The organism is Planococcus beigongshangi (assembly GCF_016820495.1).
Lineage (GTDB): Bacteria > Bacillota > Bacilli > Bacillales_A > Planococcaceae > Planococcus > Planococcus beigongshangi.
This window is the reverse complement of the sequence record NZ_JADHDU010000005.1, coordinates 96,115-114,659: the sequence shown is the minus strand read 5'-3', so window position 1 is coordinate 114,659 and position 18,545 is coordinate 96,115. Positions and strand designations below refer to the sequence as shown.

The window sequence follows — 18,545 nt, the reverse complement described above, 5'->3', positions numbered from 1 at the left end:
ACTAACTGTTTCCGCAGTCGGTGGGCTTTGCTTTGTATAAATACTATGGTTTGCCCTTATTCAAACCAGTATTATTTTTGATCCAGTGCCCGCATAATCATTAACGTACCTTGCCTGCGTGTCAACGGTTCATTCATTCGCTCGCCATTGACTATGCCTTTTTCAATAGCCTTTTTTATATGCTGCTCGTCCTTCTGTTGCTGTTGCTTCGCTTTTTCATTTGCCAATTTCTCCGCCTCCTTCTTTGCTTGTGCTGCGGGATCTTTATAAGCAGGGTTTCTAACAAACCGCACATACGCAGGTCCAGCTGATACCCATTGATTGCCGCCGAGATTATACAAACCGTTCTTTATCTCATAGGCACGGTACGTTTCGCCGCGCTTAATAGTGTCTTCCACTTTCGCGGTAAAGCTTGCACCATTCCGCACGTTTAGTGAATCGACCAGGACTTCCACAGTTCCCAGGACGTTCGTCGGTAGTGGCGTGGTTGGTTTGGATACTTGCTCGACATCTGTGCTGCTGGAAAGTGGTGGAATCGTCGGACGTTTACCCGCTGCCAGTTGAGCGAGTGATAGCCTTTTTTGCATATCCAGGTGCGGATAATCCACAAAGGATTTCCAGTCACCGCCCCACTGAAAGCCCATGGACTTAGCAATGGCCGCCACGCGCCTCCACTTCGCGTTGACTGTCCACAAAGCCGTATTGCCATCGTCTGACACCAGGAAGTAATCGATCGCGAGACCGTAGTTGTGGATGGATTGACCGGGTTTCGCATTGGTGACGATGTTCCCTGGTGATGTGCGCCCCTGATTGTATAAACGCTGCTGTTCCGCATGGGAACGATAGCCGGAACTGATCTGGACATAGATCCCTTCTTTATAGGCTCGTCTGATCAGTTCGACTGCATATTCTTTCACGCGCGGATGGATGCCGGTACCCATGTTCTTAACACTGCGATCGATTAAGGTTTGTAAGGCTACTACCATCTACCATCCACATCTTTCTTCGGCTCGCTGTATTTCAGCGCTTGCTGCGAGTCGGAAATGCCATCCGTTGTATCATCAATAGGCGCTGATAATGTCAGCAAAGCAATTGCCACCCCGTTCAACCACCGCAATACCTCATTAGTCATAGCATCCGTGATTTCGTAACCAATAGGATAGAATACGTTGATGATGGCAAGTAACGCCTGAACTGCGAATAAAACAAACGGCAAAAATTTACCTACAATAAATATTGGGTTTTTGAAACGTGCTTTCCAGTTGATTTTCATTTGATTTCCTCCTTCTAATTAAATAAATAAGATGCCGCTTGAAAGATCATCGTAATGCCGACGCCGAACAAACCGATAATCGCTACCCAAATCTTCGCGTTATTGGCTTTATCTTCTGCTCGGTACTGTAATTTAATGCCGACTTCTGAGAACTGACCTTCAATGCTTTTGAAAGTGATATCATGTTCTCCGAGTTTCTGATAGAATTTACCGTTCGTTTGTCGCTGTGCCTCTGTAAAACGTTCCATCGACTCTGCTATTTTCCTGGTGTTTTCCGCTGTCTGTTCGGAAGATTGAACCATCGGTAATACGATGTCTCGCAAGTTGTCGACTTTATCATCGACCGCCCCGATTTTCTTATTCAAATCCGATCGCAATTGATTGTGCGACCTTTCCAATTCTAGCGGCGTGACATACTCTTTTTTATCCTCCAAACTTCGATTCCCCCTAACACAGCAATAAGTAAGTTAAAACAAGCCATCACGGCATAGCGCACAGGCACCAAATATGTGGTCGCCCCTTCTGCTGATGCCATTGCGTAAAGTGTGACCATGACTGCCCCGAGCACGCCTCCAGCGATCATAGAAGAATAACGCATCGTTCCGAGCTGGAAAGCTGCTGCACTCAAGAACAAGCCTGCAATCGCCATTACAACACCCCAGGCTTCTAGCGGCATCAAGCCTGTCATTAATTCGTAGGTCGGTGCCGCTGATTTATATCCGTCCGCGATAAAATAATAGCCGCTGATCACCAGGAATAACCCGTTACTCAGCAGCATCATATTGGCCAGAAACTTTTCCTCTGTTTGCCATTTAAAAATTCTCATAGACACACTTCCTTCAATTGTCGATACACAGTAAACATTCTCTCTTTTGTGACATAGAAAAAAGAGCGCCAGTCTGGATGCTCTTTAGATTTCTTATTCGATTGCTATCCAATATATTGTTTCCGCATAGGAATATGGACTCTGTGTAATGACCAAGGCTAGCTCTTCAAACCTCAAGGCATCAATATTCCCTACTCCATTTTTGCCAATAAGATAACCATCTCTTGCAAATTTGCTAAATACCATAGACGAGCCACTGTAGGAGATTAATACAAGACTTGGGTTAAAATCTAACGGAACCGTAACAGGAGGAACCGGAGAAGCGTGTGTGCCTGTGAAACTCCCCTTCACCACTTTAACACCCGTACTGATACTACCAATCTTCCCAGCCAACACCCCAAACGCATCATCGCCACTAGCTACCACTCCCTTGCCAGTAATGGCGTTAGCAAGTAACGTCTTCCCATCACTGGCTGATTGAAAAGCCGCCTGCGCTCGGTCGTATGCCGTTTTAACGGAATTCGCCGTAGCTGCCTGCGTGGTGCTTGTGGATGTGACTGTATTATTCAACGTAACTGCCGCAGGAATCACCGGCTTATTCGACAAATCTGCATACGAACCACTAAAATCAGACTTCCCATTCCAGGCAGCCTTTTCAACATCCGTCACAAACCGATTCGTCGCATTCTGTGTAATCATACTCGCCGGATGACTGGCAGGATGTGCATAATTATTCGCGTTCGGCGCTACCCCGGCTAGTTTTTCTTTCTCGGCGGTCGTGTAATCATTTGCAGACAAGCCTTTTCCTGTTACTTTCAAAACTTTACCGTCCAGTTCCTCCTGCAGACCGTCTACATCAGCGATATGATGGCGGTGGTCGTCGAAATAGGGGTCAGCTGGGTAGGTTTCGAGTAAGGCTGTAACGTCCGCTCGCAGATGCTGTGGCACCCGTTCGATTGTCCAGTCCGTACCGTAATAAATAAAATCCGCATAGATTTTCACCAGCGGATTGGGTTTGGTTTCTTCTAATAATGGATTGACCAATTTGTTTCCTCCTCTCGGGAATAGAAAAAGAGCGCCCAAAAGGACACTCTTCAAACTTCTTCATATGTTCTTCCGTTATCTCTTGAAATCAGATGAAAACGTGGGCCAAGCTCCAAGAATATTCGTCCTTGTGGGTCAATGGCAAAATCGTAGCTCTTGTAATAATTCAACTGACGCTTGTCTTGTTCTGGCGTAAGAAATTTCCTTTTGCCGTACACCTTTGTAATCCCGCGATGATAACATTCGTTAATTGCCGTGCGCATGAGGGCTGAGCCGTAGCCTTTGCCGTATGGCGGTTTGCCTTTCGGAGCATACCCTTCGCCTTCCAGTACACCGACATCCCCGATCAGCAACGCGTCTTTTTCAAATACGCCTTTCAGGTAAGCATGATAAATGCCGGTGCCGTCCATGTAATACATTTTAATATGCAGTACATCGCCTTCTGTGCGTTTCTTGTCCACCAAAATCCATTCGGCAAACTTTGTGGAAGCCAACTCCAAGCTCGTTCCTTCTGCAAATTTCAGGAGCCGTTTTCTTTTAGTGTAAGCGGTCAAACGCGAATCAAATTTCGGTCGTCTCATTCCCATCCCCCTTTTTGGTCTAAATAATAATTCGACAGGTGGAAGGGAATTCCTCTTTTGGGAATGAAAAAAGCACCTCAATAGAGATGCTCTATTTCTTTTAGCGAGAATGGAATTCCTTCTCACAATTTGTGCATTTGTAAATACCGCTGATTGTGCTAACCCTCTTGATTAGTACCCCCAAACAGCCGCACTTCTTGCATTTTGCGTATTTTGCATGCATTGTAATCACCCCCTTATTTTCAGTCTTACTTTATATATACTGTTCAAAAGGAGTGATTTGATACATTGAATAGCAAAAAAATAAAATTAATCAGTTTTAGCGTTTTCCAGGATGGGTCTTAAATGTTCGGTAACCTTAGCTAATAAATCTATCGACTCGTTTATATTTTTATAAAACTCTTCTGTAGTCACATATTCATTTCTTTCTAGCTTTTTTACTTTGACTCCGTCAGACCTGATACTTTGAACATAGTTTAATTTACTCTGATTGACTCGATGGTTATGGGTGATAGCATTACGATAATTTTGAGCTACATTATACACTGGGTCCTTTTTAACTTTTATTAAAAAACTAAGAATATCCTTTTCAGGGATTCTAGAACTAACATTTTTAATAAAGTTAGGGCCTGGCTCCACGTCACAGTCATAAAATATATTGAGTAAATGAAAAATATTATCGACAAGCCCAAAAAAACGATGGTAATAACTCTCTGTATAAAAATTAAACATGTGTTGCATACTATGATGTTTCATTTCGAAATTTGGATAAAGTGATCTTAGACTAGTTACATTTCTTTCATTAGCCCATATATCATCCGCAAGTCCAAGATTATAATAATATTTTAGCAATGAATAAGTAAGAGCCAGATCTACCTTACGAGAGTTGAAATCCATTTGCCAAAAAAGATATTCTTGTTCTTTCATGTGAGACCTCTCAAGTATTTTAAAGCTTGTCGGTATATTGTCTATATAAATCTTCTGAAATTCAACAAGCTTACTTTCAATCAAATCATCAAACTCTTTTTCTGACGGATATTTTGCAATATCAAAAATATGCATAATCTCATCCCCTTTTACGAAAACACTACCAATAAATAAAAGGGGAGGCAACAATTACTCGTCTTCCACCTCCTCCGTAAACTCATCCTCAATCACCCGCTGAAACGCCTCCGAATCAATATCAAACGTCTCCACATTCGGATTTTTGTCAATATCCACGAGCGTCTGAGCGAATTTATCATGGCACATGGCTTTGGTTCCGTCTGTGGATGTGCGCCAGTATTCCGTGTCGAATCCGACGGCTTGCCAGAATGCGATTGTTGCGATGCAAAATCTCATAGGTTCCAGCGCTCCTTTTCCATTGCGTAATTGTGTGCGATTTCTTCAGGCGTTAGGGCTCGGTTGTAGACTTTGGCGCTATAGACGAAACCGTTGAAAAAGTCATATTTATTTCCATTTTGCCCTATTGACACCTTTCCGTTTACTATATTTATTGGTACATTAGCGGTTTGCTGTGTTTTCTTTCCATCTACATAGCAATGCATTACTCTTGATTCCCTTTTCACAAGTACGTGATGTATTTTGTCTATAACTAAAGCGTTAAGACCAATTAGAATACGTCCTCCATTATATATATAAAGAGAATTTTCGTTTTTAGCAATGTATAGCAGTGGAGTAAAATTCCCAAAAGCAACCAAACTTAAACCACTCGTATCTGTACTTTGAAAACTCTTAACTTTAAATAATATATCGCAAGTAAAATTATCCGCTCCTATTCCGTGATTAATAACATCTTTTTGAACATAGTCGTCGGCATGGTCAAACACTAATCCATTTTCATACCCACTACCCTCAGTATAAGCAAAATTCATCAATGTCCCATCATTCCCATTCCCACTCAAATCCTCCGCAACTGTACGCTGGGCATCGCTATTCTTCCTGCCCATAAAGTCATACCAAAGCACAAGGCCATCCATAACTGGCGACGGATGCACAATTTTATCCCCCGTATAAATCCGTGCCACTTTCTCTTCACCGATATATGCATCTCTCAACATGCCATCACTTCCTTACCATATAAACTACAGCTGGATTTTTCGTATCCAGCGCATTGTATTCAGCGAGCGTGCCTGTCCAAAGAGCCAGCTGATTTCCTGTGTTTTGGTCGCTCATGGCTTGACGGACGAACAGACCCGTTTCAGCTACCGATTCCGCAATCCCCGGCAGGAAATCATCCTGGACATATTCCAAAACACCAGCCACATCCGTCATTTGCTCCGCCTGCAAATCCCCTTGCAGTTTGGCGTATTTCCCTTGCTCCTGTGCAAATTCTCCGGCTGCATTAGATTCATCCCGCACCTTCACTGTGGACTGACGGATAGCATCCGTTTCCTGCCGTACTAATTCGGTATTCTCCCGGACTTCCGCAGTTGCTAATCGTTCCGCTTCCGTATTTTCCCGGACAAGCTCCGTCGCGTCCTGCACATCCTGTGTGGCATCTTTAACGTCCACAGTTGATAAACGGACGGCTTCGACTTCGGCAATCTTAGACGTTACATCCGTCGTCAATTGCTGACGTTCGTCGTCCGCATTATCCGCAGCCGTATTCGCTTTCAGGGTAGCGTCTGCCATTTCTTTGAGCGCTGCTGCTTTATCTGCCTGCAAGTTTTCCAGCGCTCCACTGACAGCACCGGTTAAATCATTCATCGCCTTGATCGCATCAGCCGTCGCTTTTTCGGCAGCCGCCATAATTTCAGGACCGCGGATGAGCACCGTTTCGATCAGCGAGCCTTCACGCTCGGATGGCACATATTCACCGGATAAATCTTTTTTGACGGTATAGCGAAACAGCGACGATGTTATGCGTCCTTCTGGGTTATCTGCATCTGGAGGACTGTAAAATTGAATAGATGCCTGCACATTCCCGGTCAGTGTAGTTTCATCGGTACCAAGATGAAATAAGATTTCATTTTCCTTACCTTCTACCGGCTTGCCTAAAATATAAAAACTTTTGCGGTCCGGCCGTTCGCTGGTCATCGTAATCGTTGAGAAATAATCGAGCAGTCCCGGAACCATACGCCCGTCATCCGTTATCCGGACAATAAAAAAAGTCGCCGTGTCCATTTGCGTGACAGACGGGACTTCGTATTGCGTATTCTTTTTTAAATCCACATCAATGTAAAACGGTTCTGGCTTTGCCATGGTATCCCTCCTTTATGCTGCTGGCGTTCCGAGCGCAGTGGTCTCGATGATGAAATCAAAATTCTGTGCCGGGATGATAACCGCTGATTCTGCGTCTCCAACTTTTATGAACTCCCGCTTGTGGTCATTGATACGTCCGACCACTTTGCTGACGGAATCATTTTCCTCTAACTTGACCAGGTATTCCGAGCCGTCGACCGTGTTTAATTTGTAAATGCCGGCTCCCGTTTTTGTAAATGGAACCTTTGGCGCGACAGCTATTATATTCCGTTTATTCATGCCAATATTTGAGAGGGAGACAGCCGTCAACTGCATGTTGTTAAACTGTTCTATAAATGCGTCAAGGTTTGCGTTTTCAGGACTGAGGGTAAAATCAATCCCCTGCTGCGTTTTGATTACATATTCCATTATTAATTCCTCCTAAAATTTTATGTTAGTACAACCGAACCTTTTCTAACTCCTTCGATATCAAAATAAATTCGATTGGATGATGGACTGTATGCGAGTTCGATTTTGGTTGCGACAGGTCCGACAGACTGTACAAGTTTCGGTGCGTTTACATAGCTAATTGACGGTGCTTCGAGTCGGAATCCAGCAAGTTTAAATTCATCCGCGTTAAAGTTAATGGCGGTGGCTGCCCCGTAGTTATAAGCGGTAATGTTTGCCGTATTGAAGAAATACAAGCTCTTCGCCTGTGTTGAAGCTTGATTCCCCAAATAAATACCGTTACCTACTCGGATATCATTCGAAATATTGATATTCCCGGCCCGGATAGTACCCAAGTCATCGGAAAGCTCCGACAGCACGGTGACAGCTCCCCGGAATTCAATGTTTTTCGCCTGAATTTTATAAAGCGACGACGTTTGACTGACGAGAGATATAATTTCACGGCCGTTGTAATCGGTTGAGCTGACTTTCGTGCTGACGACTCCTTCCACGGCATTCAAATCCCACTCGACATTATTGACGCGTGTGCCGAGGGCAGTGAATTGTGTGTAATCAGCTTTTGCGTTGATCCGACCAGCGAGCTGATTAAAATTCGAAGAGGCTTCTTCTCGCACTTTTCCGAGCTCCGCATCCGTGTAGGTGCGAATATGCGAAACCTCACCGCGAATGGCTGTGGCTTCCACCGACCATTCCGCGCGGGCTTGATCCACTTCACCGCCGATCTGTTCGGCGACCAGGCTGATTTTTTCGTTGGTCTGTTCGAAACGAGTGTTGTTCTGTTTGGCGTTTTCATCGATTTTCACATTTTGCTCAGTCAAGATATCTTGTAGTTTTTTGGGTTTCGAGTTTCCGAGCGTCACTGATTTTGTTATCCATTTGCCGTTACGAATAGTGGATTTTTTAGCGATTACACGCGTTTGAAATTTCATCTTCATAATCTCGTAAATTAACCACACGCGTTCGCCAAGTTCTTTGTCGCTTAATTCGATGGCGTCAAGCTCAAATGAAATATCGGGATAATCTTGCAGCTCTCGCATGATTCGCTTTGTTAGATTCTCAGGAATCGTAAATCTTTCATCACGAACAGGCTCTGCTTCTCTGTTCTTTGTTCCGTAAACATCAGCAAGAGGCGAAACATAAGTAACTTTCAATCCATTTGCGCCATATCCAGTGATCCACGTCCGGAGATTGCTGGCATCCACATTTTTTGATAGCGCTTTGACATTGTGGCCGTACCGGTACTGAGCATCATTGTCCCCACCAATTTGTTTGGAAAAATGCACACGATTACCCGGTAGTATTTTGAATTCGCATTCAAACGCAGCGCACAAATTCTGGACTAACTTAATTACATTGCCATCACCGTAATTTGGAATTAACACCGATTCATTAATATCGCTCGTGTATGTCCAATCAGTTCCGCTGAAAACGAAATTCGCAAACTGATCAAATCTTCGAGTGCCTCCGTAAATTTCTTCTTGCCGGTGGCCGATTAAATCGTAAAACGTGGACAAGGCAGTAACGCGTTTTTTCTTGGGCGACTCCGTAAGCTGCATCACCCGGAAATCATAACCATTGGCGGTAATGATGGCCTCTTCTTCTATTAAGTCGTGGCCCGGATTGTTTTCATGAAAAAAAGAAGTAAATGAAACTGTAAAAGTCCCGTTCACTTCTTCGTCCATTTCTAGGATATTATAAGTGTTTATTGCTTCTGTTTGGTTTTTATAAGTGACTGTTAACACATGTCTTCACCCTCTATCTCATGTGAAATAAAAACGGCTTGATATCAAAATTTCAAATCCCTCATCGGCTCCACTTATTTCGAATTCATTGTTTCCGGGAATGAAACTGATTAACTCCTTGTTCGTATTTCTGAATATTGATTGCTTATTTTTAAATGAACGTACGCCGATTAGCTTGATTTCATCTTTGGCCAATGTGGATCCGTTATATTTCCACACTTCACCAGTAGAAAGGTTGGTGATTGCCAGATTGTTGGACGTGCCGCGAAAGATGATTTCGGTTTCGGTTTGCGAGCGCATATTTATTTCTTCAGTGCCCAAATTATTGAATACGAATGATGCTGTATTGAATTTCCGCGAAACTTTAGTGACGGTTTCAGAATATGGGGAAAAAGCAACCAAATGAACTTCTGTTGTTCCAAACCGGGAAACTCGTTGAAGATCGAATGCCCCGTCACATTTCACCTTCCAACGCAAGCTTTCAGCATTTTTGTCCGTCAGATAAAAAGGTTCTTTACTCCGAAATATTCTAAAGATCAAGTCTCTTTTTTTTATCAATTCTGCAATGCTATCACCTTGAACCTTAATTAAACATTTCAGGATTCGAGGGAGTACAGTGGTTTCTAATACAAGCAAGCCGGATAGCCCATCCACTTGAGCTGTCTCATATACATATTCGGGTGATGAAATTGAAAAATCCGAAATTCTTAAACCCATACTTTCTAAATCATAGAATTCTCCATTCATCCTTTCTATCGTAAGCATGACTAAACCCCCTTTACGATGGACTGAATGGACATTTTCCCCGCTTGATCCAAACCAATAGCGTCACTTAATAAGCGTCCCAGCTCTTGACCGTCCATCATCAATATATTTTCGATCGTTATTTTATCAATAGCATTCGACGCAGCATTTGAGTTCTCTTTTGTTCGAGCGCCGTTGTCTCTTAAGGCTCCCGCCGATACGGCGTTTCTAACCATTCCGCCTGTTCCTAAAGCAACTTCAGGCGTTGATGTTAGAATCATTCCTGCAGAAAGCTGGTCTAAAGCATTGTAAACAGAATCTGCGTTGACCTTAATCCCTTCTGCGATACCTGCAGGAATCATTCTGCCGATATCATCTCTCATCAGTCGTGACGGCGAGTGGATCTGAAGAGCTGCCCGCATTGTGCTTGCCACGCTGTTAGCCAAAGCCCTCGCAGTGCTCATGACCTGCGACCGACCGGCATTGAGTCCGGAATTCAGGCCTGCCATAGCGTTCCGCCCAACTGAATTAAATTGCGATGTCGAGCTGTTGAACGGACTGACTAAATCTCTGGATAGATTTCGCATCACGTTAACCTGCTGGGACGCACCCTCTTTCAGCCTGCTTAACATATTACTCATCGCTTTCTGGGCAATGCCCGGCAGCCGGTTCAAAGATCTCTCTATGGCCCGGACCTCTGTATCATAGTCCTGCGCCAGTTTTTTCATATCGACAATTTGCGAACGAGCGCTTGACTTCAGCTGTTCAAGTGCGCTTCTCATGGCTTTTTGTGTAGCAACCGGCAATTTATCAAGCGTTCGTTCGATATCCTTGACTGCCGACTCATAATCTTTCGACATCGTTTTCATGGCATCGACTTGCGTCCGTGCGCTCTCTTTCAATTTGTCGATCGCGTTACGCATGGCTTTTTGTGTAGCAATTGGGAGTTTATCGAGCGCTCTCTCGATCTGTTTAATCGCATCCTCATAGCTCTGGGTTATATCGCCAAAGCTTTTCCGGGATTCGGCTTGAACAGCAGAAAACATTTTCTGAATAGCTTGGAGCACTTTTGCCGTACCGCCGTTGATGCCAAGTGCAAGCCCGTCTGTAACGTCTCCACCGATTCCTTTGAATACTCTGGACGGACTGTGACTGTCGAGCGCTGCCTTTGCAGCTTTTGTGGTATCGTCGGCCATTTTTATGGATGCGTTCGTTGCATCTTTGATGCCTGCATCGATGCCGCCCGCAAAGCCTTTGGTCACGTCTCCGCCGATGCCTGGGAAATCCGCTGCTGCCACATCTGATTTTAAGGAGGTTTCCATTCCAACTACTAAATGCCCGACAGCATCCAGTACGCCGGAGTTTTCAATACCGAGCGATTTGCTAAGGGCATCCGTAGCAACGTCACCGCCCTCAGAAAATGCAGTGCTGAGACGTTCCAATTCAGTATCTGATGCGTTTACAAGCGCATTGACGTGACCGGCAGATTCAGGACCCGCCGCCCGTAAGGTTTCAAGCAAACCTTCATCCACACCGCGTTCTGCAAGTGTGGCGATGTTTTCTGACCATTTCGTGATAATTCGTTGATTTTCTTCGAGGTTCTTCGCCATTTCTCCAACAGACATCTCAGATTTCTCGGTCATTCGATTAAACATATCGGTCGCCGCAGCCGCATAATCTTCCCAGGAAGATTTCATCGAATCTACGGTGGTTTTTTGCGTTTCTGACAATTCATCAAACATCAACTTTTGCCGTCCGACGTCTTGCTCGGCTGCCGCTGCAACCGCTGCAGAAGATTCGACGATTTGCTGATCAATTGCCAGACGCTCTTCGCCAGCCAATTTATTTGTTTCCTTGAGAGAATCTTCTTGCAGCTGCAGTTCTTCGAGGGCCGTCTTGTGCTCTTTGCTTTTCACGGTGCCGTCCGCTAACCTCTGGCCCCACTCTTCTCTTAGCAGATTGATTTCTTCGAGCTGTTTCTGGACTTCAATCTGTTCTTTCATGACCTCGGTCAGCCGTTCTTGTGCAGCGTGCAGTTTTTCTTCTTCTTTCATCAGGTTAATCCGGTTTAATATTTGATCAGAAGAAGCGCTCAATGCATTTGCCTCTTCGCCATAAGCCAGATTCAGCCCGTCAACATTTTGATTCAGTTGATCGATATAGCCGGTCAACTCTTTCTTTTCTTCACCTGACAGCTTTTCCTTCGCCGCTAATTCTTCCGCCTTCGCTGCGAGTTCTGCATAAGCTTCTGCGTTTGTTTCGATACTGGACTGGTTCTTTTCATAGACGGCGGCGTTATCCTCGACGGACGTTTTCAGGGTATCCGTGGATGCGGCCAGTTTTTCAGTTTCCGCACCTAATCGTTCGCCTTCTTCCGTCGCTGCGTTGAACCATTTGATAATGCCGACAACTCCAGCTACCAAAAGGCCGATTCCCGCAACGACCCAGCCGATCGGGCCCATTAAAAATTTAATGGCTGCACCCCAGGCATAAGTCACGGTTGTCGCAATGACAGTAGCTGCGGATTTTAATGAAATCGTTCCTGTCAGCACGCCGATGGCAAAGGTACTTAGCGTGATAGCGCTTGTCTGCGCAACCGTAGCAGCAGCACCAGCTCTGTCGACTGTTGTGGCCGTAATTTGTGCCGCAACTCGGGCATTTGTAGCAATCGTCAGCGCCATTGTTGTTGCTTGCGCCGCAGCAATAGCCGCATTGGCAGCGGTAATCGCTGCGCTAGCTTTGGATATAACGGTATATGCGGCATAGGCTGCCACCAGTCCGATAATTGCTGGAGCCAGCGCTTCGACAACCGGCAAAGCCATTTTTACAGCCGACACAAAAACAAGAACGACCGGTGCGGCAGCTTCAATTGCAGTTCCCATCATCTTAAAGGCGGATCTGACAATTCCTTTTAAAGCATCCAAGTTCTCCGCGATATTTTTTCCTGTTGTTTCTTTCGTCAACTTATCAAAGGAAGTAATGATATTCGCTACACCGACCGTAACCGCGTTTCTCAGGTTTCCGAATGATGTGGCAATCCCGGCACTACCGGACGCTGCCATGTCTGCAAAACCGCCGACGCCGCCGTTCAGTTCGATCAGTTTCGCGTTGAAATCACTGAAAACGATATCTCCATTTTTTAATGCATCATACAAATCATTCTGTGCCGATTGTCCGGTAAAACCGAACTGTGCTGCTGTCTCTTTAAGTGCATAGCCCATCGTCTCCTGCAGGGTGCGCCAAGACATGATATCGACTGTGCCTTTTGAAAGCATCTGGACATATTGCGTCAGACCGCGTTCGGCGTCTCCAGCACTTGCACCAGACGCCAGAAAAGCGTTATTCAACGCTAACGCGGTATCTGTAGCTAAATCCAGGTCACCGGTCAATACTGCTATTCTTTGCGTACTGGAAACGATGCCATCGAGCGTTGTCGGCAAGCCTTGAATGCCATCTGATAATTTATTGATGGATTTCTCTGCTGATTCACTGCTGAACCCCATCCGTTCCATCACAACAGGAAACGCGTTTAGCGTATCGAAACGTGAGATTGCGCCACCTATTGCCGATTTCAGCACGTCCATCGCCTTGGCCGCTATTGCCACCAGCCCAAGTGATGTCGCTAAATCTTTGAAACCTGACGACGTTCTTCCGGCGCCTTGACCTGCTTGAGTGGCCGAAGACTCCAGGCGATTTAAATCACTGCTGGCCCTCCCGACAGTCCGGGAATCCACTTCTACATCAATCCGTATTTGTCCATCTGAAGCCATTTACTCTTCCACCTCCTCTTCCAATGCGTAGGTTCTTTGCAGGTCACGAATCGCTTGTTTCATCTCCTCTGTATCGCCTTTGCTCGGCTCCCATAATCGGATCTGGATGATGCGCTGCATCACCGTGTCACTTGGCAAACCGTTCAGCAAAGCCTTGAACTCGTGCCAGTGGAGTTTGCCTTGCTCTTTATAAAGATTCATATTGTAAGCCTGCCGAAACGATGCAAAGATGTAATCTGCGTCCTTTTCAAAGTCAAGGACCTGCTTTTGTTCTTTTTGGACAGGCAGGGGGTTTCCTTTGCGGTCAAATTCAATCGATTGTTTTTCTTTGGTGTGGATAAACGCTTCATAAATATGATTCCAGAGGCTGAAAATCATTTCTTTGCCACAAGGCTCCTCAAGTAACAGAGAGAGGCAGATTTCTGCTCGCTCATATTCCCGTAGCGATTCGTCAGCCAAGACATCAAATACATCCAAAACGTTGTCGAAGGAAAGATCAACGGAATACATTGCGCCTTCATATTCAAAATCAGTAACTAGCGGGTCATTTAAACGCATGCCCACCACCTACTTCTTTTTAGCTTTTTTGCTTAGGTATTCCGTTTTCTTGGATTGGGCTAATTCGGAGCGTTCGGCTTCCAGTTCAACGATCTTCTCACTGATTGCCTGACCTGCTATTTCCAGTGCGTTTTCAAGAGCTAATACGTCTGGATATGCTTTGTAAAGCTTTTTGAACGTGCCATCCCCAAAAATGATGTCGAACTGAGCCGCAATGAATTCTTTGTTGACATCAAAGGCTGCGTCCACCGATTCCATGTCCACATCTTCCGGATCTATCACTTCAGGAAAATGGATATGCCGTGCTTTTTCCTGCGCTTCTTTTAATTTCTCCTGCGCAATGGCATCTAAGTCGAAAAAGCGGCGTAAATTCTCTAGGGAGCTGTCAAACCACAGTTCAATCGTGCCTATCTTTACCGGAAACCCTGTCCGTTTTATGTCAATGATCAAATCTTTTCCCATGTTCATCCTCCTCAATACAAATAAAAAGATGCCCTGAACGAATCCAAGACATCTTTTTTCATTAATTTATTTTGTGAAATCGTTCACCCTTCAGGTAAAACGGTTTCTTTCGGAATGGTATCGAAGCGGATATTGCAGCTGAATGTTTCGTATGCGCTCGCATCTCCTGCACCAGCCACAATAGCTGTTACCGTTGCGCGGCCGACCCACTCTTTTCTCCCGTCAGCAGAGACAATGCGGTGCCAAATCTTACGACCTTCACCGACTTTGTATTTCAATCCCGCAATCAGCTCCTGCGCCGGGTCTGCCGGGTCGTAATAACCTTCTGGAGTATAGGCGCCTGCAACCGACGTAACAGTTGTTTCCGGCGTTCCATCCCCATCATAGAAAGCCTCGTCTTCCGTCGCTTCCTGTGTATCGTCACCGATTGTTGAAATTTGGTGAGCCAGTTCCAACCATTCTTCTGTTGGCTCCGTTACTCCTGGGACATAAGCTTGCACAAAATGCCCCCGTAATGCGTTCTTTGATTTAGCCATTTATTTTTCCTCCTTGAATACTGTAATTTTTGCTTGCACGTCCAATAAAAAAACGTACCAGCCTTGATCGTCAGCTTGATTGATGAAAGGCATGTTCGTTATAATCAATTCCTCAAATTCAAAGCTGTTGTTCTGGCTTTCGATTTCAGCCAAGTTCGCCAATTCGTTTTGAATCATCCACAGCGTGCCGTTGATTTTGCTTTGCAGCTTCGACCTCATGGCGATTTCATAATTCAGCTGCTGATCTTTTGTGCCGTCCATGTATTCTGTTACTGTTTTGGATCCTGGCAATGGGTACAGCACAAGCGAGTCGCCGGCACCGAGGTAACCGAGCGCACAAGCAATGGGCAGCAGAGGAATTTCATTTATTTTGTCTTTCAGCCGTTCCATAAAATCCATTACCAGTCCGCCCCTCTCACAAATGCGTCAATCCAGTTACTCATAAACATATTCTTTGCCTTTAGGTCCCACCGCGGCCCAGTTCCTGGAGTCGTGTAGTTCCGCTTTGCCATATAAAAAAGATTAGAAGCGTACGGCGCAGTGTAATTGATGCCGGAGCCATCCGAATCAATGTGGGCTTCCATTCTCAGGATGCCCTCTTTCATCGGAACAAGTGGATTCATATCACCTATAGCCTGATTGGCAAGTGCATATCTGCCGCGCCTGATCCGCGCTTCGCTCAATTTCGCTTTTGCCGGCTCCAGATTTATCGTTACCCGAGTCATCAGACCACTTCCAATTCATAGGAATAGAGTACCGGTCGATAGGCTTCGTAAATCGGAATCACTTTCGTGACAGTGTGATCATTTCCGTCGAACCGGATGATGGACTGCGGCTTGAATTTAGGAAGCGGCGACGTAATCCCTTCATAACAGAAAAGCACAGCGTTATAGAGCAACTGCTTTCCCGATGTCGTAGAGGTATAGGAAGCACCGCGGTCTATGCGGCAGTGTTCAATGACAAACGGTCGTGCATATTCAGGTTCTGACCATTCATTTGTGCCGGTATATTCTTTGTATTCAAAGGAATCGACACAAAATTCAGCGGGTGGTTTAGGCATCATGACGGGTTCACCCCACTGTACAAAAGGCCAGTGCCTGATAAATGCATGTAAACTTCTTCGGCCGCAAGCGACTTGCTTTCATTTTTACCCCTCGGATTGAATCGGCTGGCATTTGATACACTGGTGCGACCTGCTTGGAAAGATTGCGGCGTTTTATTGATTTCTTCGAACGTCGTGGATCCTAACACTGCGAAATATTCCATTTGACTGCACAGGGCCTGTTTAAACTGGCGCACTCGCCACGAATTATCTTCTGTAATGTCATGGTGATGATAATAGTAATTGGTGATGTTATCCAGGATAGCCGATGCTTTTGTATACAATTTTTTAAATGAATATTTATCAATATCTAAATGCGTAGCCTCGATAAATTCTTCATACGTAAGATAAGGCATGATATCCCTCCCCCAAAAGGAAAGGCTATTCGCCTTCCCCCTGTTTTTCCTTCTTGCCTTTTACATCATCAATCGGAGGATCTTTCGGCGGATCTTTATCAAGACGCTCATAGCCAAAATCTTCGTATTCTTTATAAACGCCACTTTGGCTTCTGATATTTTTAACGACTTCATCAGCACGCTTGATGGTCATTTCCACTTCTTCACCAGCTTTAACCTCTTGCTTTAATTCTTTGTCCCGGTAGTTCCGGTTAAATTTGAATACTGCCATATTTATCAACCTCACCCTTCTGGCGTGTCATTAAGAACAACCTTAATGACCGCTTTTTTGTTAGCCGGCAAGATGAATTCTCCAGCTTTACCAGCGCCCTGGAACGCTACGCCGTCAAAGTCCTCAGATGGGATTGTACGAGCCGTATTGATACCAGTGAACTGTTTACCAACGCCAGCAATGGACGTGTACGCCACTTCACCTTCTTGGAATTTCGCATCAGGCACCTCTTTGATGCGGAAGCCTTTGAACGTGATGATATTGTTTGCATCAATGTTCGCACCAGAGTGTTTTGCAGACGTCGTGATCGGGTGGTCAACGATAGCGTTATAAAGTTCAGGCTTAACCCACGCCACTTTTTGACCGACAGCTTCCATGTTCACGTAAGCATTGGACAGGTCATTGAACAGCTTCAAGACTGCTGCGCTTGAAAGGTCAGCCAATGTTTCTGTACGATCCGCATTCGCAGAAATGAATGCTCCACCTTTGTTATCGAACATTTGAACTTTTGCTTGTGCATGCAGTTCTGAACGATCTGCGACAGTTGCATCAAAGTTATTGTTCACCGTGTGTCGGTCGATACCTTCATGGAAAGCCCATTCCCAGTCATAAGGAACGTCAGTGTCCGTGTAAATGATCTCAGTACGCGGACCGAAGCGAGTTGAATTTGCTGTGCCCGTGCCAAATGCCACGTTCGGATCTTTATTGTATTCCGTGCCGATAACAACCGGAATATCGCTCGTTTTGATGGAAAATGCCGTTTTATTATGCGTGACGCCGTCCAGTGCTTCGATTCCACCGCCGAAGAACTCCGAGAAATAAGCTTGCTTCTGATAAACAGCCTGCAAAAGCTCCTTGAATTGTTTTTGGTAGCTGCGAACTGCTAGATTGTTGTTTTCTCCTGCCATTTGTACATTACCTCTTTCTGATTTTTATTGGTTTTTTAATTGTATTTCGCCACTTTAGCAGCGAATGGATCTGTTTCAGCAGAACTGCTGCCGCCCTGCGGATTGCCGGGATTCACGAAACTTGGTGTATTCTGGTCCGGATCCGCTTCTTTTTCCGGCTCGAATAAATAAGCATCGCTTTCTTTCAGGTTTTTCAGCTGGTCGTCCAAGCCTTTCAGCGTGTCCCCGTCCAGTTTGATCGTGTCCATGTCCAACAGAGCTTTTAATGCTTTGCTGTTCTTGACCTTGGCACCGGACAACGTGTTTTCGAGCTTATGATCAAATGCCTGCTGCTGCAGTTTCTGCTCATAATCAGACTTTGTAGCTTCATTCTGTTGCTTCAGGTCATCGATTTGAGCAGTTAAGTCTTCATTTCCTTTGGCTTTTTCTCCAAGCTCCTGCAGCTGCGTGTCGCGATCAGCGAGCTGCTGCTTGTAGTCAGCGATTTGGCTTTCAAGGCTATCTGCTTTGTCCGCCTTTTCTTTCGTCTCGTTCAGTGTTTTGCCATGTTCCGCCATGACCTTATCGATTGCGGCATCATCAAGACCCAACCCTTTTAGAAATTCTCTGTTCATCTTTCATTCCTCCTACATTTGGTGACGCGGTATTGTCCGCGATGGATTAGCTATTTGACGCATAACTGCGATTTTATGCAAACAAAAAAAGACGACACCTCGCCGCC

The 18,545-nt window shown here is 45.2% G+C and carries 24 protein-coding genes; all 24 read right to left on the bottom strand.

Annotated features, from left to right (window positions below; genetic code table 11):
- Positions 1-71: 71 nt before the first annotated feature.
- Entirely contained in the window at positions 72-986 is a 915-nt protein-coding gene (locus tag IQ294_RS12440; RefSeq protein ID WP_203334374.1) for a M15 family metallopeptidase, read from the bottom strand.
- Complete coding sequence (locus IQ294_RS12435; protein WP_203334373.1) at positions 980-1,273, bottom strand: phage holin; 294 nt, start codon at positions 1,271-1,273, stop codon at positions 980-982. Before IQ294_RS12435 ends, IQ294_RS12440 begins: the two co-directional genes overlap by 7 nt.
- A gap of 14 nt (positions 1,274-1,287) precedes the next feature.
- Positions 1,288-1,707, bottom strand: coding sequence for a hypothetical protein (locus IQ294_RS12430; RefSeq protein ID WP_203334372.1), 420 nt, complete (start codon positions 1,705-1,707; stop codon positions 1,288-1,290).
- On the bottom strand, positions 1,674-2,099 hold the full coding sequence (locus IQ294_RS12425; RefSeq protein WP_203334371.1) for a hypothetical protein: 426 nt from the start codon (positions 2,097-2,099) through the stop codon (positions 1,674-1,676). The genes IQ294_RS12430 and IQ294_RS12425 overlap by 34 nt, the downstream gene beginning before the upstream one ends.
- A gap of 93 nt (positions 2,100-2,192) precedes the next feature.
- Positions 2,193-3,143 (bottom strand): tail fiber protein, encoded by a 951-nt coding sequence (locus tag IQ294_RS16335; RefSeq protein ID WP_238942820.1) that lies wholly within the window; start codon positions 3,141-3,143, stop codon positions 2,193-2,195.
- A gap of 50 nt (positions 3,144-3,193) precedes the next feature.
- Positions 3,194-3,724 (bottom strand): GNAT family N-acetyltransferase, encoded by a 531-nt coding sequence (locus IQ294_RS12415; protein ID WP_203334370.1) that lies wholly within the window; start codon positions 3,722-3,724, stop codon positions 3,194-3,196.
- Between the two features lie 309 nt (positions 3,725-4,033).
- Positions 4,034-4,786, bottom strand: a complete 753-nt coding sequence (locus tag IQ294_RS12410; protein WP_203334369.1) for a Cthe_2314 family HEPN domain-containing protein — start codon at positions 4,784-4,786, stop codon at positions 4,034-4,036.
- A gap of 54 nt (positions 4,787-4,840) precedes the next feature.
- Positions 4,841-5,065 carry a hypothetical protein gene (locus IQ294_RS12405; protein WP_203334368.1) on the bottom strand — a complete coding sequence of 75 codons (225 nt, stop codon included), beginning with the start codon at positions 5,063-5,065 and terminating at the stop codon, positions 4,841-4,843.
- Positions 5,062-5,784 (bottom strand): LamG domain-containing protein, encoded by a 723-nt coding sequence (locus IQ294_RS12400; RefSeq protein ID WP_203334367.1) that lies wholly within the window; start codon positions 5,782-5,784, stop codon positions 5,062-5,064. Before IQ294_RS12400 ends, IQ294_RS12405 begins: the two co-directional genes overlap by 4 nt.
- 4 nt (positions 5,785-5,788) lie before the next feature.
- A complete protein-coding gene (locus IQ294_RS12395) occupies positions 5,789-6,928 on the bottom strand; it encodes a phage upper tail fiber protein (protein WP_203334366.1) in 1,140 nt (379 codons plus the stop codon).
- Between the two features lie 12 nt (positions 6,929-6,940).
- On the bottom strand, positions 6,941-7,336 hold the full coding sequence (locus IQ294_RS12390) for a hypothetical protein (RefSeq protein ID WP_203334365.1): 396 nt from the start codon (positions 7,334-7,336) through the stop codon (positions 6,941-6,943).
- Between the two features lie 20 nt (positions 7,337-7,356).
- Positions 7,357-9,117 (bottom strand): phage tail protein, encoded by a 1,761-nt coding sequence (locus IQ294_RS12385; RefSeq protein WP_203334364.1) that lies wholly within the window; start codon positions 9,115-9,117, stop codon positions 7,357-7,359.
- Positions 9,118-9,135: 18 nt separating this feature from the next.
- Positions 9,136-9,882 carry a phage tail domain-containing protein gene (locus IQ294_RS12380; RefSeq protein WP_203334363.1) on the bottom strand — a complete coding sequence of 249 codons (747 nt, stop codon included), beginning with the start codon at positions 9,880-9,882 and terminating at the stop codon, positions 9,136-9,138.
- Positions 9,883-9,884: 2 nt separating this feature from the next.
- Positions 9,885-13,631 (bottom strand): tape measure protein, encoded by a 3,747-nt coding sequence (locus tag IQ294_RS12375; RefSeq protein WP_203334362.1) that lies wholly within the window; start codon positions 13,629-13,631, stop codon positions 9,885-9,887.
- Positions 13,632-14,189 (bottom strand): Gp15 family bacteriophage protein, encoded by a 558-nt coding sequence (locus IQ294_RS12370; protein WP_203334361.1) that lies wholly within the window; start codon positions 14,187-14,189, stop codon positions 13,632-13,634.
- Between the two features lie 9 nt (positions 14,190-14,198).
- Positions 14,199-14,651 carry a hypothetical protein gene (locus IQ294_RS12365; protein ID WP_203334360.1) on the bottom strand — a complete coding sequence of 151 codons (453 nt, stop codon included), beginning with the start codon at positions 14,649-14,651 and terminating at the stop codon, positions 14,199-14,201.
- 83 nt (positions 14,652-14,734) lie between these two features.
- Positions 14,735-15,187, bottom strand: coding sequence for a phage tail tube protein (locus IQ294_RS12360; protein ID WP_203334359.1), 453 nt, complete (start codon positions 15,185-15,187; stop codon positions 14,735-14,737).
- Positions 15,188-15,586, bottom strand: a complete 399-nt coding sequence (locus tag IQ294_RS12355; RefSeq protein WP_203334358.1) for a phage tail terminator protein — start codon at positions 15,584-15,586, stop codon at positions 15,188-15,190. It lies immediately after the preceding gene.
- On the bottom strand, positions 15,586-15,912 hold the full coding sequence (locus IQ294_RS12350) for a minor capsid protein (RefSeq protein WP_203334357.1): 327 nt from the start codon (positions 15,910-15,912) through the stop codon (positions 15,586-15,588). Before IQ294_RS12350 ends, IQ294_RS12355 begins: the two co-directional genes overlap by 1 nt.
- Entirely contained in the window at positions 15,912-16,250 is a 339-nt protein-coding gene (locus tag IQ294_RS12345; RefSeq protein WP_203334356.1) for a putative minor capsid protein, read from the bottom strand. The genes IQ294_RS12350 and IQ294_RS12345 overlap by 1 nt, the downstream gene beginning before the upstream one ends.
- Positions 16,247-16,645, bottom strand: a complete 399-nt coding sequence (locus IQ294_RS12340) for a head-tail connector protein (RefSeq protein ID WP_203334355.1) — start codon at positions 16,643-16,645, stop codon at positions 16,247-16,249. Before IQ294_RS12340 ends, IQ294_RS12345 begins: the two co-directional genes overlap by 4 nt.
- A 25-nt stretch (positions 16,646-16,670) precedes the next feature.
- Entirely contained in the window at positions 16,671-16,916 is a 246-nt protein-coding gene (locus tag IQ294_RS12335) for a hypothetical protein (RefSeq protein ID WP_203334354.1), read from the bottom strand.
- 11 nt (positions 16,917-16,927) lie between these two features.
- Positions 16,928-17,824: a phage capsid protein gene (locus IQ294_RS12330; RefSeq protein ID WP_203334353.1), complete on the bottom strand. Its 897-nt coding sequence runs from the start codon at positions 17,822-17,824 to the stop codon at positions 16,928-16,930.
- A 35-nt stretch (positions 17,825-17,859) separates the two neighbouring features.
- Positions 17,860-18,438: a phage scaffolding protein gene (locus tag IQ294_RS12325; RefSeq protein ID WP_203334352.1), complete on the bottom strand. Its 579-nt coding sequence runs from the start codon at positions 18,436-18,438 to the stop codon at positions 17,860-17,862.
- Positions 18,439-18,545 lie beyond the last annotated feature (107 nt).

Bases quoted from the DNA above. Each gene is read 5' to 3' on its own strand.
- IQ294_RS12400 (WP_203334367.1), bottom strand. From the start codon at position 5,784: ATGTTGAGAGATGCATATATCGGTGAAGAGAAAGTGGCACGGATTTAT.
- IQ294_RS12350 (WP_203334357.1), bottom strand. From the start codon at position 15,912: ATGACTCGGGTAACGATAAATCTGGAGCCGGCAAAAGCGAAATTGAGC.
- IQ294_RS12415 (WP_203334370.1), bottom strand. From the start codon at position 3,724: ATGAGACGACCGAAATTTGATTCGCGTTTGACCGCTTACACTAAAAGA.
- IQ294_RS12380 (WP_203334363.1), bottom strand. From the start codon at position 9,882: ATGCTTACGATAGAAAGGATGAATGGAGAATTCTATGATTTAGAAAGT.
- IQ294_RS12395 (WP_203334366.1), bottom strand. From the start codon at position 6,928: ATGGCAAAGCCAGAACCGTTTTACATTGATGTGGATTTAAAAAAGAAT.
- IQ294_RS12370 (WP_203334361.1), bottom strand. From the start codon at position 14,189: ATGCGTTTAAATGACCCGCTAGTTACTGATTTTGAATATGAAGGCGCA.
- IQ294_RS12365 (WP_203334360.1), bottom strand. From the start codon at position 14,651: ATGGGAAAAGATTTGATCATTGACATAAAACGGACAGGGTTTCCGGTA.
- IQ294_RS12360 (WP_203334359.1), bottom strand. From the start codon at position 15,187: ATGGCTAAATCAAAGAACGCATTACGGGGGCATTTTGTGCAAGCTTAT.
- IQ294_RS12335 (WP_203334354.1), bottom strand. From the start codon at position 16,916: ATGGCAGTATTCAAATTTAACCGGAACTACCGGGACAAAGAATTAAAG.
- IQ294_RS12435 (WP_203334373.1), bottom strand. From the start codon at position 1,273: ATGAAAATCAACTGGAAAGCACGTTTCAAAAACCCAATATTTATTGTA.
- IQ294_RS12405 (WP_203334368.1), bottom strand. From the start codon at position 5,065: ATGAGATTTTGCATCGCAACAATCGCATTCTGGCAAGCCGTCGGATTC.
- IQ294_RS12330 (WP_203334353.1), bottom strand. From the start codon at position 17,824: ATGGCAGGAGAAAACAACAATCTAGCAGTTCGCAGCTACCAAAAACAA.
- IQ294_RS12355 (WP_203334358.1), bottom strand. From the start codon at position 15,586: ATGGATTTTATGGAACGGCTGAAAGACAAAATAAATGAAATTCCTCTG.
- IQ294_RS12440 (WP_203334374.1), bottom strand. From the start codon at position 986: ATGGTAGTAGCCTTACAAACCTTAATCGATCGCAGTGTTAAGAACATG.
- IQ294_RS12425 (WP_203334371.1), bottom strand. From the start codon at position 2,099: ATGAGAATTTTTAAATGGCAAACAGAGGAAAAGTTTCTGGCCAATATG.
- IQ294_RS12390 (WP_203334365.1), bottom strand. From the start codon at position 7,336: ATGGAATATGTAATCAAAACGCAGCAGGGGATTGATTTTACCCTCAGT.
- IQ294_RS12375 (WP_203334362.1), bottom strand. From the start codon at position 13,631: ATGGCTTCAGATGGACAAATACGGATTGATGTAGAAGTGGATTCCCGG.
- IQ294_RS12345 (WP_203334356.1), bottom strand. From the start codon at position 16,250: ATGATGCCTAAACCACCCGCTGAATTTTGTGTCGATTCCTTTGAATAC.
- IQ294_RS12325 (WP_203334352.1), bottom strand. From the start codon at position 18,438: ATGAACAGAGAATTTCTAAAAGGGTTGGGTCTTGATGATGCCGCAATC.
- IQ294_RS12410 (WP_203334369.1), bottom strand. From the start codon at position 4,786: ATGCATATTTTTGATATTGCAAAATATCCGTCAGAAAAAGAGTTTGAT.
- IQ294_RS12340 (WP_203334355.1), bottom strand. From the start codon at position 16,645: ATGCCTTATCTTACGTATGAAGAATTTATCGAGGCTACGCATTTAGAT.